The sequence below is a fragment of the Serratia sp. CY29653 genome (genome assembly GCF_052169255.1).
GTDB lineage: Bacteria > Pseudomonadota > Gammaproteobacteria > Enterobacterales > Enterobacteriaceae > Serratia > Serratia sarumanii.
The window spans coordinates 94,552-112,289 of record NZ_JBJNLC010000004.1 but is presented as its reverse complement, the minus strand read 5'-3'; the positions used below and the strand labels follow the sequence as shown (position 1 = coordinate 112,289).

Here is a 17,738-nt window from a genome sequence, read left to right as displayed (position 1 = left end):
GCTAGATAGCAATGAATCGGCAATCAGGGTGAACAACTGGGAGAGTCAGTTGTTCACGAGACGGACTATTCAATATATCCTGGTAAGATTATTTGACTAGATTTTGCGTGATGGCGGCATCCTTTTTTAACCAAGAGGCTATGTTTGCTCCCACACGCATCATGGGTTTTTCCACAAGGTGATAGGTAGCAAACCCAACAATAATGACAATAATGAACGATGTAGCGTATCCAAAGCCGATCGGAACTCCCATCTTCTTTGCTATAAACGTCACGGGTATTGCTACTATAGGGTGCATTAAGTAAATTGAGTATGATATTTCACCCAGTTTTCTCAGGGCATTAGTCAATACGTTATTGTAGCTGGGGTTTAATTTGTAAAGCGAAAAAACAAATGCCACGCATAAAGTGGAGATGACAATTCTATTGTTTCCTGAAACCAGGTTTATTTTATCTCCGGAAACAGGATAAAAAATGAATGCCAAAGTTGATAATAAGCAAATTGATAACAGAGAGCTGTTGCGCATTGTTAACTTCGGTGCATATTTACCAATTGCAGCGCCACACATAAAGAGGAATAATTGGTTAAAAGGGTTTATGTAGTTAGCCCACTGTTCGGCAAGCGGTGATGAGGAGTCAAGAACGCTAAAAGCGAAGTAAAATCCAGAAATGATACTTAACACCATTACAATCGGGAAGGTATATCTGTACGATGAAGATAAAAAATAAGTAAGGCAGAATATGAAATAAAATACAAGTTCATTGCCGATTGACCAGGCTCCGGTGGATAAGTAAGCTGTTGGTTCAATAAATCCAAATAATAGTGTATAATTTAAAAATGCTTTGTAATATGGGAAGTCATATGCTAGGCCATTCACCGTCGCCAAAAGCCAGCTAAAAATAATCATCCCGGTTACGGCTATCCAAAATAAAGGGAATATCCTAAATACACGCTTTATGGCGAATGCTGAAACTTGACGTGTGGATGTTATTTTTCCTTCGTAGATATACGCTAGACTAACACCACTAAGAATATAAAAAATAGAAACTGCATAGATACCCAGTTTCCCTAGTATGAACTGACTGCCGATAACGTCAACTGACGAACCGGTAGACATTGACCATGAAATATAATGATAGATTACAACGGATAAGGCCATTAATCCACGGAGATAATCAAGTGACTCAACGCGGTTATTTTTCATTGAAATTCTCTTTTCTGGGCATGCTCAAAGCGCTTAAATGAGAAAAATATCGTTATGATAACGTCTAACCGAGTTGCCTCGGTCAGATAAGTTACAAACCATCTTCAAATTTCAGAGTTCTAACGCCATTGCTATGCAGTTCATTAGACAACTTTTCTGATAAAATATATTCGTTGCCTCCAGACTGTTCTAGCTGCCTACGCATATTTGTGCGGGAGAAGTCGTAAGTGAAAGTGTTTGGTGCACCGAATGTAAAGAAGAAGCTACGCTTTGGCTTTCCAGATTTCAAACTGCAATAAAAGTCACGTACTTTACGGCCAATTTCTGACTTGCCATTCATATCACCAAGCATCCTTCCTATCTTCAGCAATCCTTTCTCAATAACATCATATTCTTTACCTGCGTGCGTAATTCTTACATCAAAAATTACAACATCTCCGGGCTTAGTGGCTAATGAGATGGCCTCTCCTTCCGTTAGGTTGTTTTTAAGATGAGAACCTATCCTTACCGACATACCGTTTCCATCAGAGGAGTGATCATTCATGTAGATCCCCATTTTGTACACTCGGCAATCGGACGTGAAATATGGCTCGGAAAAATATGCACCTTTGGCGTCGTCTTTATGCCAACCGAATCCCATGTTGTGATGAATATCTGCATGGGATGTAAAAACAAATTCGTCCTGGCCAAATACAGAACGGTAGGCTTCTAATACCTTTGGATGACTAATTACCCATGAGAAATCAGGCTCTTCAACAGCAATGTTTGGTTGAGTCAGTCCGTAACGGTAAGTTACGCCCTTTTTTTGAAAAAAGGTGTGTATGGAAGAGTTCATCCGAGCCATTTCTTCTGGGGTGAAAAGGTTACGAATGACGACAAAACCATCACGCTCAATTGATTCCTTAGCTGTGTACATAATTAACCTTGCAAGTATTTTCAGTTGCTTAGATTTTATCATACTATTTTTACATAAAAAGACAATTTGTAAAGCCCGTGAGTTTTTAAGTGCAAAAATTAATCATGAGCTTATTTTTTTGGAGTAAAAATCTATTTTTAATTAGAAAATCATTTTTTTTATTTCGAAAATAACAAATTAACGATTGTTTTTTCTGGTTTTAATCGAAAAGATTCTAAACATTCTCATCGCTTAATAGTTTATTAGTGTGGGTAGTTTTATGTTTTTTAACGTTTTTTATGTTGAGGCTCCAGCCAAGTTATTGACGATGAAGAACATGTTTATGGTTCATATGAAAGCCGACAGCTCATAGGAAACGCCAGGAGGAGCGAGGATGAAAACAGAGCAATTGCTACGGTAATAACGCGGAAACCTTAGATATATCTTTTCCATGTTTCAGAATCCTACGAACAAGATGGTGGTGAGAGAAGGCCGTTGTTTTGTTGAGATTGCTGCCATTTTCAATGAAAGATAAATCTGATGAGTGCGCGCGCTCCAGGGAAAAATTATGAGAGGGACCGTTTCCACCATACATACAATCTTGTCATATCGACGGGATATAAGGTGTTTGAATCATAGCGCCTGAACAAGCAGATGGATGCACAGTTTCTCGTAGAGAGCTCTCCGCATGATCCTTGGCATCACCATGTTGTCAGCACCAAACCACCCTTAGCCCGCCCCCCACTGCGTCAGCAGCGCATGCAGCCTGGCCGGCTCCAGCGGTTTGCGCAGCACCAGATAGCCTTCCTGCTCGGCCTCTTGCAATATCTGTGAGTTGAACTCGCCGCTGACCATGGCGCCGCTCACGTCCGGCAGGCGTTCGAACAGCGCTTTCAGGATGTCGAAACCGCTCTCGCCGGAACGCAGGCGCTGGTCGCACAGCACGGCGAACGGCGTAAAACCGTCGTCGACGATGGCGAAGGCTTCCTCGGCGGAGGCCGCGCAGCGCACGGTGATGCCCCAGGTGCTCATCAGGCTCTCCCAGGCGGAGGTCACCAAGGGATCGTCGTCCACCACCAGGCAGGCGCCGCGCAGCGGCGCATAGCGGATGGGCGTGGCGGTGTTGTCGTAGGCGGCCGCGGTTTCCGGCGCTTTGTCTTCGCCGATGTATTGCGTGAAGCGCATCCAGAAGCGCGAACCTTTGCCTTCGACGGAGTGCATGCCGTACTTCACCTTCATTAGCTTGGCGCAGCGCGCCACTACCGCCAGCCCCAGCCCGTGGCCGGCGCTGTCGATTTTCCACGCCAGTTCGGGGCGGTAGTAAGGGGAGAAGATTTTGCTTTTCTCTTCGTCGGCGATGCCCACGCCGGTGTCCCATACTTCCACCAGGCACTCGGCGCCGCGCGGGCGGATGGCGATCAGCACGCCGCCCCGTTGCGTGTAGCGCAGGGCGTTTTGGATCAGGTTGATCAACGATTGCCGCACCAGTAGCGGATCGCCCATCACGCTGATGCGCCGTTTAGGCCGCCAGGTGCGCAGCGCCAGGGCGCGGCTGTTGGCCTCTTCGCGGAACAGGGTGATCACCGAGTCGAGCAGGGCGCCGATATCCACATGGGTGGCGGCGGTGCGCACGTTGCCGGACTCGATCTTGCTGAGATCGAGCAATGAATTGAACATCAAATGCACCGAACGCACGCTCTGCTGCAGATCCAGCAGCTGTGGCGTCAGGCTGTCGTCGCGGTTCTTGTGGATGATGGCTTCGATCAGAAAGCCCATGGCGTGCACCGGCTGGCGCAGATCGTGGCTGGCGGTGGTCAGGAACTGGTTCTTGTCCAGCAGCGCCTGTTCCGCCTCCTCTTTAGCTTGCCGGAACTGTTCCGCCAGGCGCGAGCTTTGTTCTTCGAGCAACGCCTGCTGGATAAAGAACGCATGCGAGGTTAACGCGTGGCGGTAAATGGCGAAGCCGTACAGCAAGTTCAGCATCAGCACGATGAACATCACGTCTTCCAGCCGCCAGATGATGCCGAGGTTCAGCAGCCCCCAGGAAGCGAAGAAAAAGCGGGTAAAGGTGCTGATAACCGGCGTCAGATGCGTTGCGTTGGCGGCGACGATCGCGGCGATGCTGATATTGAGCAGCAGAAAAAAGTCAAAGTTATGGGTCTGCGGGGTAATTAAATAGAGTGATGAGATCCCCAACCCGTGAATAAACGCCACCTTATTAATGCGCGGCAGCCAGCGGCGCAGCACGGCGTCTTCATCATTTTCTTTGGCCTCGCGTTGGTAGCGCCGATGCCATATTCTGATCGCCACGGCGCATAGCAGGTAAACCATGATCCAGGCAATGGTTGGGCCGAGTTCATCCCCCAGCAAATAAATCCAGATGGCGAACGGGATGCCGACGAAAGGCACGGCAGTGAAGCTGAACACCAACCGCATGAAGGTGTTGTCCAGCAGGCGGATCTGCGCGCGTGAGGAGATGCCATCATTTTGTAAATTCTGGAAAAACTTCATTGCGACGGATCCCGTTTGCCGTGCAACAGCGTGATGGCTTCTACCCGGCTGTTGACGCCGATCTTTTTCAAGATATTACTGATATGCTCTTTCACGGTGGGTTCGGAAATAGACAGCTGCGTCGCGATCCTTTTATTCGGCAGGCCGCGCAGCATCATAGTCAATACGTCGATTTGTCTCGGCGTTAAATTGAATTTATTTAAATGTTCATGACTGTTTTTAATGGCGGATTCATTTCCTTCCGGGAACCACTCATGATTATTATTCAACGCAAAAACCGCTCTGGCGAATAATTCCGGGGGTTCATTTTTTAATACGAACCCATGCCCGCCGGCATTGTGCACTTTCTGCCAGATATCGTTATTTTCGTCGCCGCTGACCACCAAAATACGCACCTGAGAATAACGTTGTTTTACTTCTTTGAGTAATTTCAACGCCGTACCGGAAGAGAGCCAAAAATCGATCACCAGTAAACGCGGTGGGCCATTTTCCCTAATATGACGGTAGCAATTTTCTTCATTGGTCACCACATGTGCCTGTTTGAATCGGCAATGCGTGCTGAGAAAGTTAGCGATACCGCTTGCTACCAATGGATGGTCATCAACGACCAACGCATAATCCTGCCCCAAAGGATTCTCCTTTCGCCTTCACAGTTCAGATAGGTCTGATGAATTATTATCAACCCTCCCTACTTTAGGAGGGTTTTTTCGTTTAGGAAAGGGAAATATATTATTCGAGGATTTGGATAAGAGAAAACATAAAGCCAATCGATAATTTTAACTGATTGGTTATAAAGGATAATTTATGAAAAAACCACTTATCGCTTTAACCGTTACGATGATGATAGCCGGTTGTTCCACCCTGAAAACCGATCAGGCCATTCCATTACTGCAGGCGGAAACCGCCAAAATGCTGGGCCTGGGCTCATCGGACGAAATTACCGTGACCAATGTCAATGGCGCACCGCCGGATGCGCTGGGCGGGCAAAAACTTTCTTATCGCGCCACCACGGAAAAAGGCCGCATTTTCGATTGCTCGTCGCTGATGATGCCGGGAATTTTAGGTTCGTCGCCGTCGCTGAGCGCGCCGACCTGTACGCCGGTGGTCACGCATAAATAATTCGCTTTGGGGGCGGTATTGCCGCTTCCTGGTTTTCCATCGTCGGAGCGTCAGCGCCGGGGGGCAATAAGCTTTTGCTTCGACGATCACTAAACCGGCGTGCGCGAAATAACGCCTTACACCTCCTCTAGTGCATTGAGTTTCCCTATAACAATAAATTTCGCGCCATCACGCCAACGAGTACGGAGATAGCCCGTGAATGACAAGACATCGCATCCTTTAGCGGTTAAAACACCGCTTTCCAAACTTTACCTCGCTCTATTTTCTGCGCCGCTGTTGATGCTGGCGCCCGCCGATATCGCTCGCGCAGATGATGCCATTTTTGATGGCGACGCAAAAATTACCGAATCATTGGCCTACACCGGGGACGTTTACGTCGGCCGTAATCAAAGCGGCAACCTGCTGATCGATAATGGCAAGATCAGCGCCTATAACATCAATATCGGCCGGATGTTCAACGGCCAAATTCATGAAAGCCTGGTCACGGTCCGCGGGCCGAACGCCGAGCTGAACGCGGTGAACGATCAGTTCGTGCTGCGCGGCGGCCTGAATCTGGGGCGGGGCACCCTGCGGGTTGAAGACGGCGCGCTGGCCAGCGCGAAAGAGATCGTGGTCGGCACCACGCGTGGCTACGACAGCCATCTGATCGCCACCGGCGCCGGCTCCCGCGTCACCAGCAATTTTCTCAGCGTCGGCACCGATTTAGGGGCACGATCCACGCTGGCGATTGAAGACGGCGCGGTGCTGAACACCGCCTTTGACGCGCGCATAGGCAATGGCAGCGGGCCGGGCGAGACCGATACGCTGAGCCCGAAAGCCACGGTCACCGGGGCCAATTCCCAATGGAACGTCGGCCGCGCGCTCACGCTTTACGGCGATCTGGACGTGCTGAACGGCGGCGCGGTCAGCGTTGGCAGCATCGAAGTGGCGGGCGTCTCCGGCGCGCGTAAAACCGCCGAGTTGACGATCGCCGGCAACGGCTCACGGTTTACCAGCGGCAGCAGCGTCAACGTCGGCGATTACGGCAACGGCGTGTTGGCGGTCATGGACGGCGGGACATTCTCCGCCGGCGGCAACGAAGTGGTGCTGGGCAAGACCGGCTCCGGCTCGAACCGCGGCGCGCTGATTATCGGCAGCCGCGGCAATATGGATACCGGCACCGGGTTGACCGAGCCGACGCTCGGCGCGGCGGGCGCCGCAGGCACCATCGATGCCCAGACGGCGATCGCCCTGCGGGGCGGATTGTTCCGCAGCTATGTGTACTTTAACCATACCGACGGCAATTACGTTTTCAGCAACAAGATGAGCGGCGAAGGCGAGGTGATCAACAGCGCCGGGCACACGACGCTGAACGGCGATCTCTCTGAGCTGCAGGCCAACATCACCGCGCGCGGCGGCAAGCTCATCATCGCCAGCGACATCAATACCCAGAAAGAAGACGACATCTTCGAGATCCAAACCCTCAGCGCAGAGAACGGCGGCACGCTGATCCTCAACGCGACGGCGGGTTCCGACGTCAATAACGGGCAGGGCTACAGCAGCGCCGCGTCGATCAAGGCCGGCGGCACATTGGGCGGCAACGGCACGCTGGGCCAGACCGAGATCCAGTCCGGCGGCCATATCTCGCCCGGCGACGGCAATATCGGCACGCTGACGCTGAAACGCTACCTGAACTTTATCGGCGAATCCTTCTACGACGTCGATATCGCCGGCGACGGCCGCAGCGACCAGCTGCTGGTGGCGGGCAAAACCACCATCAGCGATCGGGCCAAGGTGCAGGTTACGGCGCTGGATCCGCAAACCAGCTATAAAACCGGCCAAAGCTATCGCATTCTGACCTCGGACGGCGGCATTGACGGCCAGTTCGCGGCGGCGGTCTCCAAGTCTGCCTTCCTCGATGTAGCGCTGAATCACAGCGCCAACGCCGTGGATCTGACCATCGCGCAGAAAGACACGGGCGGTGAAAATCCAGGGGGCGAAAACCCGGGTGGAGAAAACCCAGGCGGTGAGAATCCAGGGGGCGAGAACCCGGGCGGAGAAAACCCAGGCGGTGAAAATCCGGGGGGCGAGAACCCAGGCAGCGGCAAGCCGGGCATTTTCCAAACGGTGGCCGAAAGCGGCAACCAGTGGAATACCGCCGGTGCGCTCTCGACGCTGACGCAGAGCGGCCCTTCGTTGGCGCTATACAACTCGCTGCTGCTGCTGAGTGCGCCGGAAGCGCGCGAGGCGTTTAATCAGCTGTCCGGCGAAGTCTATCCGTCGATGCAGTCTAACCTGATCGCCAGCAGCACCCAGCTGTTCAACGTGCTGAACCAGCGCATGCTGCGCCTGTTCGACAACGACAGCCTGCCGATACCGCCGTTGGCGATGTCGCTGGTGCAACCGGCGCAGGCGCAAAACAGCGGCGTCTGGGGGCAGACCTTCAGTTCCTGGGGCAAAAACAGCGGCAACGGCAACGTGGGCAAGCTGGATGGCAACACCACCGGCTTCCTGTTGGGGGCGGATCGCAAGCTGACTGATCATAACGTGCGCATCGGCGGCTACTTCGGTTACAGCCGCGGCGACTACGACGTCGACAGCCGCCGTTCCAAGGCCGATACCGACAACTACCACCTCGGCCTGTATGCGGCGGGGCAGCAGGATGCGTTCTCGCTGCGCGGCGCGCTGGGTTACACCTGGCACAAGATTGAAGGCAAGCGCAACGTCGATTTCAGCGGCTTCTCGGATCGGCTGAAGTCGGACTACGACGCCAACTCGCTGCTGGCGTTCACCGAAGCGGGTTACCGTTTCGGCCAGCCGGAGATGAACGTCGAACCGTTCATCAACCTGAGCTATATCCGCCTGCATACCGACAGCTTCCAGGAGACGGGGGGCGCGGCGGCGCTGAGCGTGCGCAATGAAACGATGAACACCTTCTACTCCACGCTCGGGGTGCGCGGCGTGACCGAACTGCCGAAGAACGTCAGCCTTTATGGCTCGCTCGGCTGGCAACACGCCTACGGCGATAAGAACACCTCATCGCGCATGGCGTTTGCCGGCAGCGACGCGTTCGTCACTCAGGGCCAGGCCGTGGATGACAACGTGATGGTGGGCGATATCGGCGTGAGCGTGAAACTGTCGCGCGCCGCGACGCTGGATGTCGGCTATCAGGGGCAATTCGGCGCCGATACCCGCGTGAATTCGGTCAACGCCAACCTGCGCTGGTCGTTCTGATTCTTCCTCTAGACTTCTCTGGTACTGACTGGCCCGCTTGATGCGGGCCTTTTTTATGGTGAACATTAAGTTTCCCGTGAGCCTGCGTAAGGGGGCGCTAAGACATTTCCCGATATGAGCAGGGCGGGATTGCCTGTATGATTAATGTTCTTCTTAGCATGGGCAAGGGACTGATTTTCCAATGCGTGACTTGACAAGGCCGTTAACGATTTTCACCAGCAAGAAGCCTTTTAACGACCGTTTTGCTGATGATATGCAATATGGCGATATGGATGAACGTACACTTAAGCAACGATATCGTTTGGGGCAAGTATCAACGTTTATCGATTGGAGTACTTATAAATCGCCCTATGACCATCCGGCAACGCGAAATATTCCGGCAGCTGGAAAAGAAAAGGCGGTTGCAATGCTTTTTGATGAGCTGAGAGCTGCATCGAGATACTTTTCTTTTACTGGCGTTTATCAAGGGTTGATAGTTAAACTTTTCAATCATATGCAGTACAATAACGGAACTGACTTTCAAGATGTTCAAATGGACTTGGCCTATAAAAGGCTGATACTGAGCGATAAATCAGAAAATAGTACGCTAATTCGAATTAAAAGTGTTCTCGATACCTTTGATTTTAACTCATATCAGTTGAATAAAGATGCATTTACTCTTCAGTTATCACAAAGCCGTTTGCCAAAGTATGTTCGCTGGGAAGACTGCATAAATGGAATGGGAGTCAGTGTACATGAGGTCAATAGTACAGAGATCAGTATTGATTCTTTGTTTTTTCAAGATAATAAATATACTGCTGTGATTAGCTATAAAGCTCAGGATCATTTTGGGTTAGATAAAGAAGATATTAGTAAATTAAAGTTTAGTTCTATTGGGTTTTTCAGGATTTGGTTTGTACTTCAAAGGTATAAAGAGTTCGCGTTTAGACCCTTTTTCACCAACTTTGGCGCGAAAATAATAGTGACAGGTGAAAACTATGCTTAACAAAAAAAAGGTTGCGTTCTTTTCTTTGGTCGCCGTAGCGGCTCTTTGGTTGGTTTGGGTGCTTGTCAGGCCGGCTAATGTTGTGCGGGTTGATGGTGCTGCTGTTTATGTTCAATACCTTCCGCTGACCACGGAAGGTAAAATATCTTGGTGGAATGATAATAAAGATAAACTTCAGGATAAGTATCATATTATCAAGGACGAGAATCATTTTACCGTTGCCGTAATGAATTTTGACGGCTATGTTGCCGCTCCGACTGGCAGCAATGATGGAAGTATTGATGACTATCATTGTCTTAGCGAGGGTGATACCAAGAATAAATGTATCTATAAGGATATAGCGATGATTATTAATGGTGATGTTAATAAAAGAGTTTTTATCAGTCTGGATGGGAAGACTTTCGCTCAAGAGCCTGACGGTAAGACCACGCTGTTAAAAAAATAGTGACTCTTACCCTCTGAGTTTTTCCTCGCTTTCAATCAGACTCGTCTAAGTGGTGCTCAGGCTTTCGCCCTCGCCAAGCCCACGCAAGTGCGGGCTGAGCGAGGGTAAAAGGGCGTTTAACGCCCTTTTTTCTTGCGCCCTGGCTGGGTAAAGCGCTTGCGGCCGGCCGGCGCAGCGGCTTTGTCGGCGCTTTTGGGGCCGCCGGCACTCGGTTTTTTCGCCGCGGCGGATTTGGCCGGGGCCTTCTTCGCCGGCTTGGCCTCGGATGAAGAGCCTTCAATCAGTTTGAACAGCTCGATCAGCTCGTCATCGGTCAGATCGCGCCATTCGCCCAGCGGCAAGCCTTTCAGGCTGACGTTCATGATGCGCGTGCGTTCCAGCTTGGTGACCTCGTAGCCGAAGTGTTCGCACATGCGGCGGATCTGGCGGTTCAGCCCCTGCACCAGCGTGATGCGGAACACGAAAGGTGCCTCTTTCTTCACCTTGCACTTTTTGGTCACCGTGCCCAGCATCGGCACGCCGGCGCCCATGCCGCGAATAAACTCGTCGGTCACCGGCTTGTTGACCGTCACCAGATACTCTTTCTCGTGATTGTTGCCGGCGCGCAGGATCTTGTTGACCAGGTCACCGTGGTTGGTCAGAAAGATCAGCCCCTGCGAATCCTTGTCCAAGCGGCCGATCGGGAAAATGCGTTTGCTGTGGTTGACGAAGTCGGCGATGTTGTCGCGCTCGCCGTCTTCGGTGGTGGTGACGATGCCGACCGGCTTGTTCAGCGCGATCAGCACCAGATCTTCTTCATTGCGCGGTTCGATCAACTGACCGTTAACCTTCACCACATCGCCGGCAAATACCTGAGCGCCAACGGTGGCGCGTTTACCGTTGATGAAAACGTTGCCCTGTTCGATGTATCGATCGGCGTCGCGGCGTGAGCAGATACCGCTCTCGCTAATGTATTTGTTCAAACGAATGGATGAGTTGGTCAGCATGGGATCTCCGTAAAACGCGGACTATACATTACCTGCAGGGGATTGCGGAAGCTGTTAGAGAATAGATGCAATAGCGGAAGGTGATGCATGCGCCATCAATGCTGATTGGGCCTTACTCATTGCTGATTCTATCATCACGAGTTAACAATATTCACAAAATCAATAAGATAGATAGAATCTTATTTGCTGGATATTATCGGTGCTCAGCCAAAGGATGGGGAAATAAAATGCTTCGCTGCTTTTTAGTTCATAATGGAAACAAAATAAACACACTGTTGTGTCAAGGGGTTGGGATGTTCTCTGTGTTTTCTGGTAATAAACAGTATACAAATCAACCAGGATGCACAGATGTTCCCAATCACGGGGCTATACCAGCCGGTACTTACTGGATTGTGGATCGGCCATCCGGTGGTTTAAAGTCGCAGACTATTACTTTCATAAAAGATATTGTGACCAATGTAGATCACAATAGTTGGTTTGCTTTATACAGAGATGATGGAACAGTTAACGATAGAACATGGATTAACGGCATTATGCGTGGGCAATTCAGGTTGCATCCAATCGGTCCACTTGGATTATCCGAAGGATGTGTAACCTTTTATTCCCAAAACGAATTCAATCGTCTGCGAGCTGCATTGCTGAAATCGAAAACAGCCATAGTTCCGGGAACGACATTACAGGCATATGGGACTATCGAGGTGAAAGGCTATGAAAAAACTTGCCCTGTTGCTCGCTAACGCATTGGCTGTTGTTGGGCTGGCTGTGCTGACAATAAAGCTTTTTCCTGTACCCAAGCTAAACCAGAATCAAACCGCTTGGCTGATTGACGCCAGTGGGTTTTTCCATTTTAACGATACGGAATGGTTTGGTGCGCTCGTTTTTGGCGCGGTTTATCTGTTGGCCGGGTGTCTGGAATGGCTCTTTATCCGCCAGGTTTTTCAGCGGGTGAGCTGCGGGCACCGCCACTAACTCTCATCACCGTTCCTCCACCTTCACCACCCGGGTATTCAGCGGGGTGAGCGTCTGCCCGGCGCTGCCGATCGGCGTCAGGCGCGGGACGGGGCGGCCGCTGTCGCTTTCCACCAGCGTTGAGTGCGCTTCTCCCTCGGCGAACAGATGATCTTCCCCCCACTGGCGCAGGCCGACGATCACCGGAAACAGCGCGCGGCCTTTCTCGGTCAGCACATATTCCTGATAGGCGCTGCCGTTTGCGGCGGGCACGATTTCCAGCACGCCGTGTGTCACCAGCGCGCGCAGGCGGGTGGCAAGGATGTTCTTCGCCATCCCCAGCCCTTTTTGAAATTCGCTGAAGCGGGTGACGCCGTCGAAGGCGTCACGCACGATCAGCAGCGACCACCAGTCGCCAATCACATCCAGCGTGCGCGCCACCGGGCACGGCGCGTCTTCCAGGCTTTTACGTTTCACGACGGTTATCTCCAGCTGCACATTCTGGTTGCATTATAAAACCTCTGCGCCTAAAGTTCATTGGGTTTAATAATGAAACCAGATTGAGGTATGCGATGAGCGACAAACTGCTGGATCCCCCCTGTGCGGCGCTGGGGGGCCTGCCGGCCCCTCTGGTGCTGCTGTTGGCCGCCGCCAGCGCCTTTAGCGTGGCCAACGTTTACTATGCGCAGCCGCTGCTGGACGCTATCGCCCATGATTTTTCCATCAGCCTGGCGGCGGTCGGCATGGTGATCACCGTGACCCAACTGGGCTGCGCGCTGGCGCTGCTGTTGGTGGTGCCGCTCGGGGATCGGCTGAACCGGCATTGGTTGCTGGCGGGGCAACTGCTGGGGCTGATCGGCGCGCTGCTGCTGGTGGGCTGGGCGCACAGCGCGCCCTGGCTGCTGGCGGGGATGTTGCTGATAGGCTTATTGGGTACCGCCATGACGCAGGGGCTGATCGCTTTCGCCGCAGCACTGGCGGCGCCGCAGGAGCGCGGGCGGGTGGTCGGCGCGGCGCAGGGCGGAGTGGTGTTGGGGTTGCTGCTGGCGCGCATCCTGTCCGGCGCGCTGGCGGATGTCGGCGGCTGGCGCACGGTGTACTTCTTCTCTGCCGGGGTGACGCTGGTATTGCTGCCGATCCTGTCGCGCCTGCTACCTGCGCCGCGCACCGCTCCCAGTACGCTGAGTTATCCCGCGCTGCTGCGTTCAATGCTGACCCTGCTGCTGCATGACCGCACGCTACAAATTCGTGGCATGCTGGCGCTGCTGATGTTCGGCGCCTTCAGCCTCTTTTGGAGTTCGCTGGTGTTGCCGCTGAGCCAGGCGCCGTTCAACTTCACCCATGCCGCGGTGGGGGCGTTCGGTCTGGTCGGTGCGGTAGGCGCGCTGGCGGCGGTGCGCGCCGGGCATCTGGCGGATCGCGGGCTGGGGCAGGCGGCCAGCGGCGTGTGTCTGCTGCTGTTGACGCTGGCCTGGCTGCCGCTCGGTTTGCTCGGCAGCGGCCTGGTTTGGCTGGTGGCGGGCATTGTGCTGCTGGATCTGGCGGGCCAGGCGATCCACGTGCTGAACCAGAGCATGATCTTCAGCGCCAACCCGCAGTCGCACAGCCGGCTGGTGGGCTGCTACATGCTGTTTTACGCCGTCGGCAGCGCGCTGGGCGCCTTTGCCGGCACCCATATGTATGCCTGGGCGGGCTGGAGCGGCGTCTGCTGGCTGGGGGCGGGCGTCAGCCTGAGCGCGTTGCTGTTTTGGCGGCTGACGCTGCGCGGCATGCCGCCCTCAGCGGCGGCGGTGGAGCAGTGAAAGCTGGAAGCCCAGCGCACCGCACAACTGCTGAGGCGCGGTGAAGCCGCTTTCCGCCAAGAGGAGACGGCTGCGTGCCGCCGTCATCGGGTGCCAGTTGCGGCGGGTGCGTTCGATCACCTCCTGCGCCTGCGCCGCGGAATGCCCGGCGCTTTGCAGCCAGTGTTGGTAGTGGCTGGCGGGCAGGCCATCCGGTTGATAGTCGAACAGCAGCAGCGGCGCGGCGGGGGAAAGGCGCTGCGCCAACTGCTGCAGGAAATCCAGTTTGGCGCCATCGTCGGCGATAAAGTGCAGCACCAATGAACACACCGCCGCGTCGTGGCGGGTTTGCGGCGCTTGTTGCAGCAAGGTGGGCTGGAAGCTCACCCGCTGTGCATAACCCGCGGCTTCGGCTTTGGCGCGCGCGGCCGCCAGCATGCCGGCGGAGGGTTCCACTGCGCTGAAACGCCAGCTGGCGTTGGCGGCGGCCAGCGCCGACAGTTCGCTGCCGGTGCCGCAGCCGGCCAGCAACAGCATGGCGTCATTCGGCAGCGTCTGCGCGAGCGTCGCCGTCAGCAGCGCCTGAGCAAACTGATAGCCGGGCACCAGGGTCAGAATACGGCGATCGTAGTCCGCCGCCGCGGCATCGGGGAAGCGTGTATCCGTTTGATGTTGCATAACCTTCCTTGCAAAGTTCATTGAGAGAGACAAGGAAGGGTATGCTTAAGTGATAATGAAATCCATTATCATTAATGAGTTCTGTGACGGGAAAGGCGGCGTTAGCGGGCCGGCGAATGCATCAGGTAATAATCTTCTTCGCCGTCGTTGCCGGTAGAGATGATGCGCCAGCCGTGTTTGCGGTAGAACGCCAGCGCCTTTTCATTCTTCACCAGGCATTTCAGCGAGCCGGTGGCGGTGAAGGTAGCTTCCGCCGCCTGCAGCAGCGCACTGCCGACGCCGCGCGGCGGCTGATGGGGATCGACATACAGGTTATGAATGAAGTTGTCTTCGCGGTAGACGGAGACGAATCCCAGCAGCGTGCCGCCGTCTTCCGCCACCCAAATCGCTTCGCCCAGCGTCGCGCCGTCGAAATCTTCCAACTGATAGTTTGAGGTATCGCGCCAGCCGAACGCCGACTTGCGCGATGCCAAGTACAGCGTGCGCAGGAAGGGGCGATCGGTTTCTTGATAAGGTCTTATCTGCATGGCATCTCCCGGTGGTTTGTGCTCACTATAGCGCATAGCGCGGCGTATGCCCGCCGGGCAATTTATTCGCTTGTTTGTCCGCGTCGCCGCTGGCATGATCCCCTGCAGGGATTAACGCAAGTTGATCACAACCTATTGATTTTCATGACTCGGGGTGCCCTTCTACGTGAAGGCTGAGAAATACCCGTATTACCTGATCTGGATAATGCCAGCGTAGGGAAGTCACGGCCGCCCAGCCGGCGCCGCCTTCTTGAACGCCGGTTGGGAGGAATATGATCGCTCGACCTGATGCACTACCCGGCGCGCGCGCCGCGGCCTGTCTGACCCAATTCCAACAGCGGCCTCCGCTGATCCACTGCCTGACCAACGAAGTGGTGCAATCGCTGACCGCCAACGTGCTATTGGCGCTCGGTGCCTCCCCGGCGATGGTGGTGGAGCCGCAAGAGGCGGCGCAGTTCAGCGCGCTGGCCGACGGCCTGCTGATCAACGTCGGTACCCTCAATGCGCTGCGCGCCGAATCGATGCGGGCGGCGGTGGCCGCCGCCAATCAGGCCGGCAAGCCCTGGACGCTGGATCCGGTGGCGGTCGGCGCGCTCTCCTACCGCACCGCCTTTGCTAAACAGCTGCTGGACGAGAAACCGGCGGCGATACGCGGCAACGCCTCGGAAATCATGGCGCTCAGCGGGTTGCTGGCCAGCGGCCGCGGCGTGGACAGCGGCGACGATTCGCTGGCGGCATTGCCCGCCGCGCGTGAGCTGGCGCAGCGCAGCGGCGCGGTGGTGGCGGTCACCGGCGCGGTGGATTACGTCACCGACGGCCAACGCGATTGGGCGATCGAAGGCGGTTCCCCGCTGATGACGCGGGTGGTGGGCACCGGCTGCGCGCTGTCGGCGGTCGTGGCAGCGTTTTGCGCGCTGCCGGGCGATCGCCTGGACAACGTGGCGACCGCTTGCCGGGTGATGTCCCACTGCGGCGGCCTCGCGGCCAGACAGGCCACCGGGCCGGGCAGCTTTACGCCGGCGTTCCTCGACGCCCTGTATCAGCTGCGCGGGGAGGATCTGTGATGAAACGCATTAACGCCCTGACCATCGCCGGCACCGATCCCAGCGGCGGCGCCGGCATTCAGGCCGATTTGAAGGCCTTCTCGGCGCTCGGCGCCTACGGCACCTCGGTGATCACCGCGCTGGTGGCGCAGAATACCCGCGGCGTGCAGTCGGTGTATTACATCGATCCGGCGTTCGTCGCCGCGCAGCTGGACTCGGTGTTCAGCGACGTGCGCATCGACAGCGTCAAGATCGGCATGTTGGCCAATGCCGACATCGTGCAGGCGGTGGCCGAACGGTTGCGCCATTACCGGCCGGAGTTCGTGGTGCTGGACACCGTGATGCTGGCGAAAAGCGGCGATCCGTTGTTGGCGCCGGAGGCGGTGGCGTCTATTCGGCGCGAGCTGTTGCCGCTGGTGTCGATCATTACGCCGAACCTGCCGGAAGCGGCAGCGCTGCTGGCGTGCGCGCCGGCGGAAGATGAAGCGCAGATGCGCGAGCAGGGGCGGGCGCTACTGGCGATGGGCTGCCGGGCGGTGCTGATGAAGGGCGGCCACCTGAGCGAAAGCGAGAGCCCGGACTGGCTGTTTACCGCAGAAGGCGAGCAGCGCTTTACCGCGCCGCGCGTCGCCACCCGCCACACCCACGGCACCGGTTGCACGCTCTCGGCCGCGCTGGCGGCGCTGCGCCCGCGCCATGCCGACTGGGCGGCTACAGTGGCCGCCGCCAAGGACTACCTGCAACAAGCACTGCAACAGGCGGACACGCTGGAAGTGGGGCACGGCATCGGGCCGGTGCATCATTTCCACGCCTGGTGGTGAGTCAACTTTTTGCCGCAACCGTGGTCTGACTAGTTCAGGCCCGGTTTGACGGGCGAAACCTGATTTAACCTAGGGAGAAGGACTATGACGGGACACCAGGCGCTGCGTTGCGCCCTCTTCGGCGCACTGCTCAGCTTCAGCGCGGGCAGCTTTGCTCAGCAGATCGTCACCACGTCGGATTTGATTCAGCAGCCGGGGTATCAGGCCAGCTGGCAAAACATGGTGAAAGGCCAGGCGCGGATGCCGGGCTGGGCGCGCAAGGGCGTCGGCACCTCGGCGCCGGCGCAGAACCTGAGCTGGAAGGGCAAAGAGTATCTGGTCGGCAATCTGTGCAAACCGCACGACTGCGGCAACAACTTTTTGATCGTGGCGTTCAGCGCGGACAAATCCCAGGCCTGGGGCGTGCGGGTGGCGGTGGAAGACCGGCCGGAAGCCGTCGACCATCCGAAGAAGTATGCCAAGTATCAGTGGCTCGGCAAGCCGGATGACGACATGAAGGCGCTGCTGAAGCAGCAGTTCGAGAACAATCCCGACTGGAAATGATCTGAGCGGGGGCGCCGGTGATGGCGCCCCCGGCGTTGG

Annotated in this window: 18 protein-coding genes and 1 riboswitch; of the genes, 10 read left to right on the top strand and 8 right to left on the bottom strand. The window is 55.2% G+C overall.

Features of this window, described 5'->3' with window-relative positions; all coding sequences use genetic code 11:
- Nucleotides 1-88: 88 nt before the first annotated feature.
- From ACJ8HN_RS18710 to ACJ8HN_RS18695, 4 genes are all read right to left on the bottom strand, one after another.
- Nucleotides 89-1,204 (bottom strand): acyltransferase family protein, encoded by a 1,116-nt coding sequence (locus ACJ8HN_RS18710; RefSeq protein ID WP_072008421.1) that lies wholly within the window; start codon nucleotides 1,202-1,204, stop codon nucleotides 89-91.
- A gap of 91 nt (nucleotides 1,205-1,295) precedes the next feature.
- Nucleotides 1,296-2,120: a phytanoyl-CoA dioxygenase family protein gene (locus ACJ8HN_RS18705; protein ID WP_060423909.1), complete on the bottom strand. Its 825-nt coding sequence runs from the start codon at nucleotides 2,118-2,120 to the stop codon at nucleotides 1,296-1,298.
- A 708-nt stretch (nucleotides 2,121-2,828) separates the two neighbouring features.
- On the bottom strand, nucleotides 2,829-4,610 hold the full coding sequence (locus ACJ8HN_RS18700) for a hybrid sensor histidine kinase/response regulator (protein ID WP_033654272.1): 1,782 nt from the start codon (nucleotides 4,608-4,610) through the stop codon (nucleotides 2,829-2,831).
- Nucleotides 4,607-5,239: a LuxR C-terminal-related transcriptional regulator gene (locus ACJ8HN_RS18695; protein ID WP_442523814.1), complete on the bottom strand. Its 633-nt coding sequence runs from the start codon at nucleotides 5,237-5,239 to the stop codon at nucleotides 4,607-4,609. Before ACJ8HN_RS18695 ends, ACJ8HN_RS18700 begins: the two co-directional genes overlap by 4 nt.
- A 175-nt stretch (nucleotides 5,240-5,414) precedes the next feature.
- Between ACJ8HN_RS18695 and ACJ8HN_RS18690 the strand changes: the two genes are divergently transcribed.
- From ACJ8HN_RS18690 to ACJ8HN_RS18675, 4 genes are all read left to right on the top strand, one after another.
- Nucleotides 5,415-5,729 carry a hypothetical protein gene (locus tag ACJ8HN_RS18690; RefSeq protein ID WP_041036313.1) on the top strand — a complete coding sequence of 105 codons (315 nt, stop codon included), beginning with the start codon at nucleotides 5,415-5,417 and terminating at the stop codon, nucleotides 5,727-5,729.
- Between the two features lie 195 nt (nucleotides 5,730-5,924).
- Nucleotides 5,925-8,942: an autotransporter outer membrane beta-barrel domain-containing protein gene (locus tag ACJ8HN_RS18685; protein ID WP_442523813.1), complete on the top strand. Its 3,018-nt coding sequence runs from the start codon at nucleotides 5,925-5,927 to the stop codon at nucleotides 8,940-8,942.
- 181 nt (nucleotides 8,943-9,123) lie between these two features.
- A complete protein-coding gene (locus tag ACJ8HN_RS18680; protein WP_033655342.1) occupies nucleotides 9,124-9,927 on the top strand; it encodes a DUF3289 family protein in 804 nt (267 codons plus the stop codon).
- Nucleotides 9,920-10,372, top strand: a complete 453-nt coding sequence (locus tag ACJ8HN_RS18675) for a DUF943 family protein (RefSeq protein WP_072270156.1) — start codon at nucleotides 9,920-9,922, stop codon at nucleotides 10,370-10,372. Before ACJ8HN_RS18680 ends, ACJ8HN_RS18675 begins: the two co-directional genes overlap by 8 nt.
- Nucleotides 10,373-10,488: 116 nt before the next feature.
- Here ACJ8HN_RS18675 and rluF read toward each other — a convergent pair whose 3' ends face one another.
- Nucleotides 10,489-11,358: a 23S rRNA pseudouridine(2604) synthase RluF gene (rluF, locus tag ACJ8HN_RS18670; RefSeq protein ID WP_021504493.1), complete on the bottom strand. Its 870-nt coding sequence runs from the start codon at nucleotides 11,356-11,358 to the stop codon at nucleotides 10,489-10,491.
- Nucleotides 11,359-11,441: 83 nt separating this feature from the next.
- Between rluF and ACJ8HN_RS18665 the strand changes: the two genes are divergently transcribed.
- Both ACJ8HN_RS18665 and ACJ8HN_RS18660 read left to right on the top strand, forming a co-directional pair.
- On the top strand, nucleotides 11,442-12,095 hold the full coding sequence (locus ACJ8HN_RS18665) for a DUF2778 domain-containing protein (protein ID WP_442523812.1): 654 nt from the start codon (nucleotides 11,442-11,444) through the stop codon (nucleotides 12,093-12,095).
- Complete coding sequence (locus ACJ8HN_RS18660; RefSeq protein ID WP_442523811.1) at nucleotides 12,067-12,327, top strand: DUF1158 family protein; 261 nt, start codon at nucleotides 12,067-12,069, stop codon at nucleotides 12,325-12,327. Before ACJ8HN_RS18665 ends, ACJ8HN_RS18660 begins: the two co-directional genes overlap by 29 nt.
- Nucleotides 12,328-12,333: 6 nt before the next feature.
- On the opposite strand, the gene ACJ8HN_RS18655 is transcribed toward ACJ8HN_RS18660, so the two are convergent.
- Entirely contained in the window at nucleotides 12,334-12,783 is a 450-nt protein-coding gene (locus ACJ8HN_RS18655) for a winged helix-turn-helix transcriptional regulator (protein ID WP_041038082.1), read from the bottom strand.
- 95 nt (nucleotides 12,784-12,878) lie between these two features.
- On the opposite strand from ACJ8HN_RS18655, the gene ACJ8HN_RS18650 reads away from it, so the two are divergent.
- Nucleotides 12,879-14,108, top strand: a complete 1,230-nt coding sequence (locus ACJ8HN_RS18650) for an MFS transporter (RefSeq protein WP_442523810.1) — start codon at nucleotides 12,879-12,881, stop codon at nucleotides 14,106-14,108.
- Here the strand turns inward: ACJ8HN_RS18650 and ACJ8HN_RS18645 are convergent.
- Complete coding sequence (locus ACJ8HN_RS18645; RefSeq protein WP_049213338.1) at nucleotides 14,085-14,765, bottom strand: class I SAM-dependent methyltransferase; 681 nt, start codon at nucleotides 14,763-14,765, stop codon at nucleotides 14,085-14,087. The genes ACJ8HN_RS18650 and ACJ8HN_RS18645 overlap by 24 nt on opposite strands.
- Nucleotides 14,766-14,866: 101 nt before the next feature.
- Complete coding sequence (locus ACJ8HN_RS18640) at nucleotides 14,867-15,292, bottom strand: GNAT family N-acetyltransferase (protein ID WP_442523809.1); 426 nt, start codon at nucleotides 15,290-15,292, stop codon at nucleotides 14,867-14,869.
- 140 nt (nucleotides 15,293-15,432) lie between these two features.
- Nucleotides 15,433-15,529: riboswitch (TPP riboswitch) on the top strand.
- A gap of 35 nt (nucleotides 15,530-15,564) precedes the next feature.
- Here ACJ8HN_RS18640 and thiM point away from each other — a divergent pair.
- The 3 genes from thiM to ACJ8HN_RS18625 all read left to right on the top strand — a co-directional run bounded on the left by thiM (nucleotide 15,565) and on the right by ACJ8HN_RS18625 (nucleotide 17,699).
- Nucleotides 15,565-16,356, top strand: a complete 792-nt coding sequence (thiM, locus tag ACJ8HN_RS18635) for a hydroxyethylthiazole kinase (protein ID WP_041036301.1) — start codon at nucleotides 15,565-15,567, stop codon at nucleotides 16,354-16,356.
- Nucleotides 16,356-17,156: a bifunctional hydroxymethylpyrimidine kinase/phosphomethylpyrimidine kinase gene (gene thiD / locus ACJ8HN_RS18630; RefSeq protein ID WP_033648851.1), complete on the top strand. Its 801-nt coding sequence runs from the start codon at nucleotides 16,356-16,358 to the stop codon at nucleotides 17,154-17,156. Before thiM ends, thiD begins: the two co-directional genes overlap by 1 nt.
- Before the next feature lie 84 nt (nucleotides 17,157-17,240).
- Nucleotides 17,241-17,699 carry an inhibitor of vertebrate lysozyme family protein gene (locus ACJ8HN_RS18625; RefSeq protein WP_442523808.1) on the top strand — a complete coding sequence of 153 codons (459 nt, stop codon included), beginning with the start codon at nucleotides 17,241-17,243 and terminating at the stop codon, nucleotides 17,697-17,699.
- Nucleotides 17,700-17,738 lie beyond the last annotated feature (39 nt).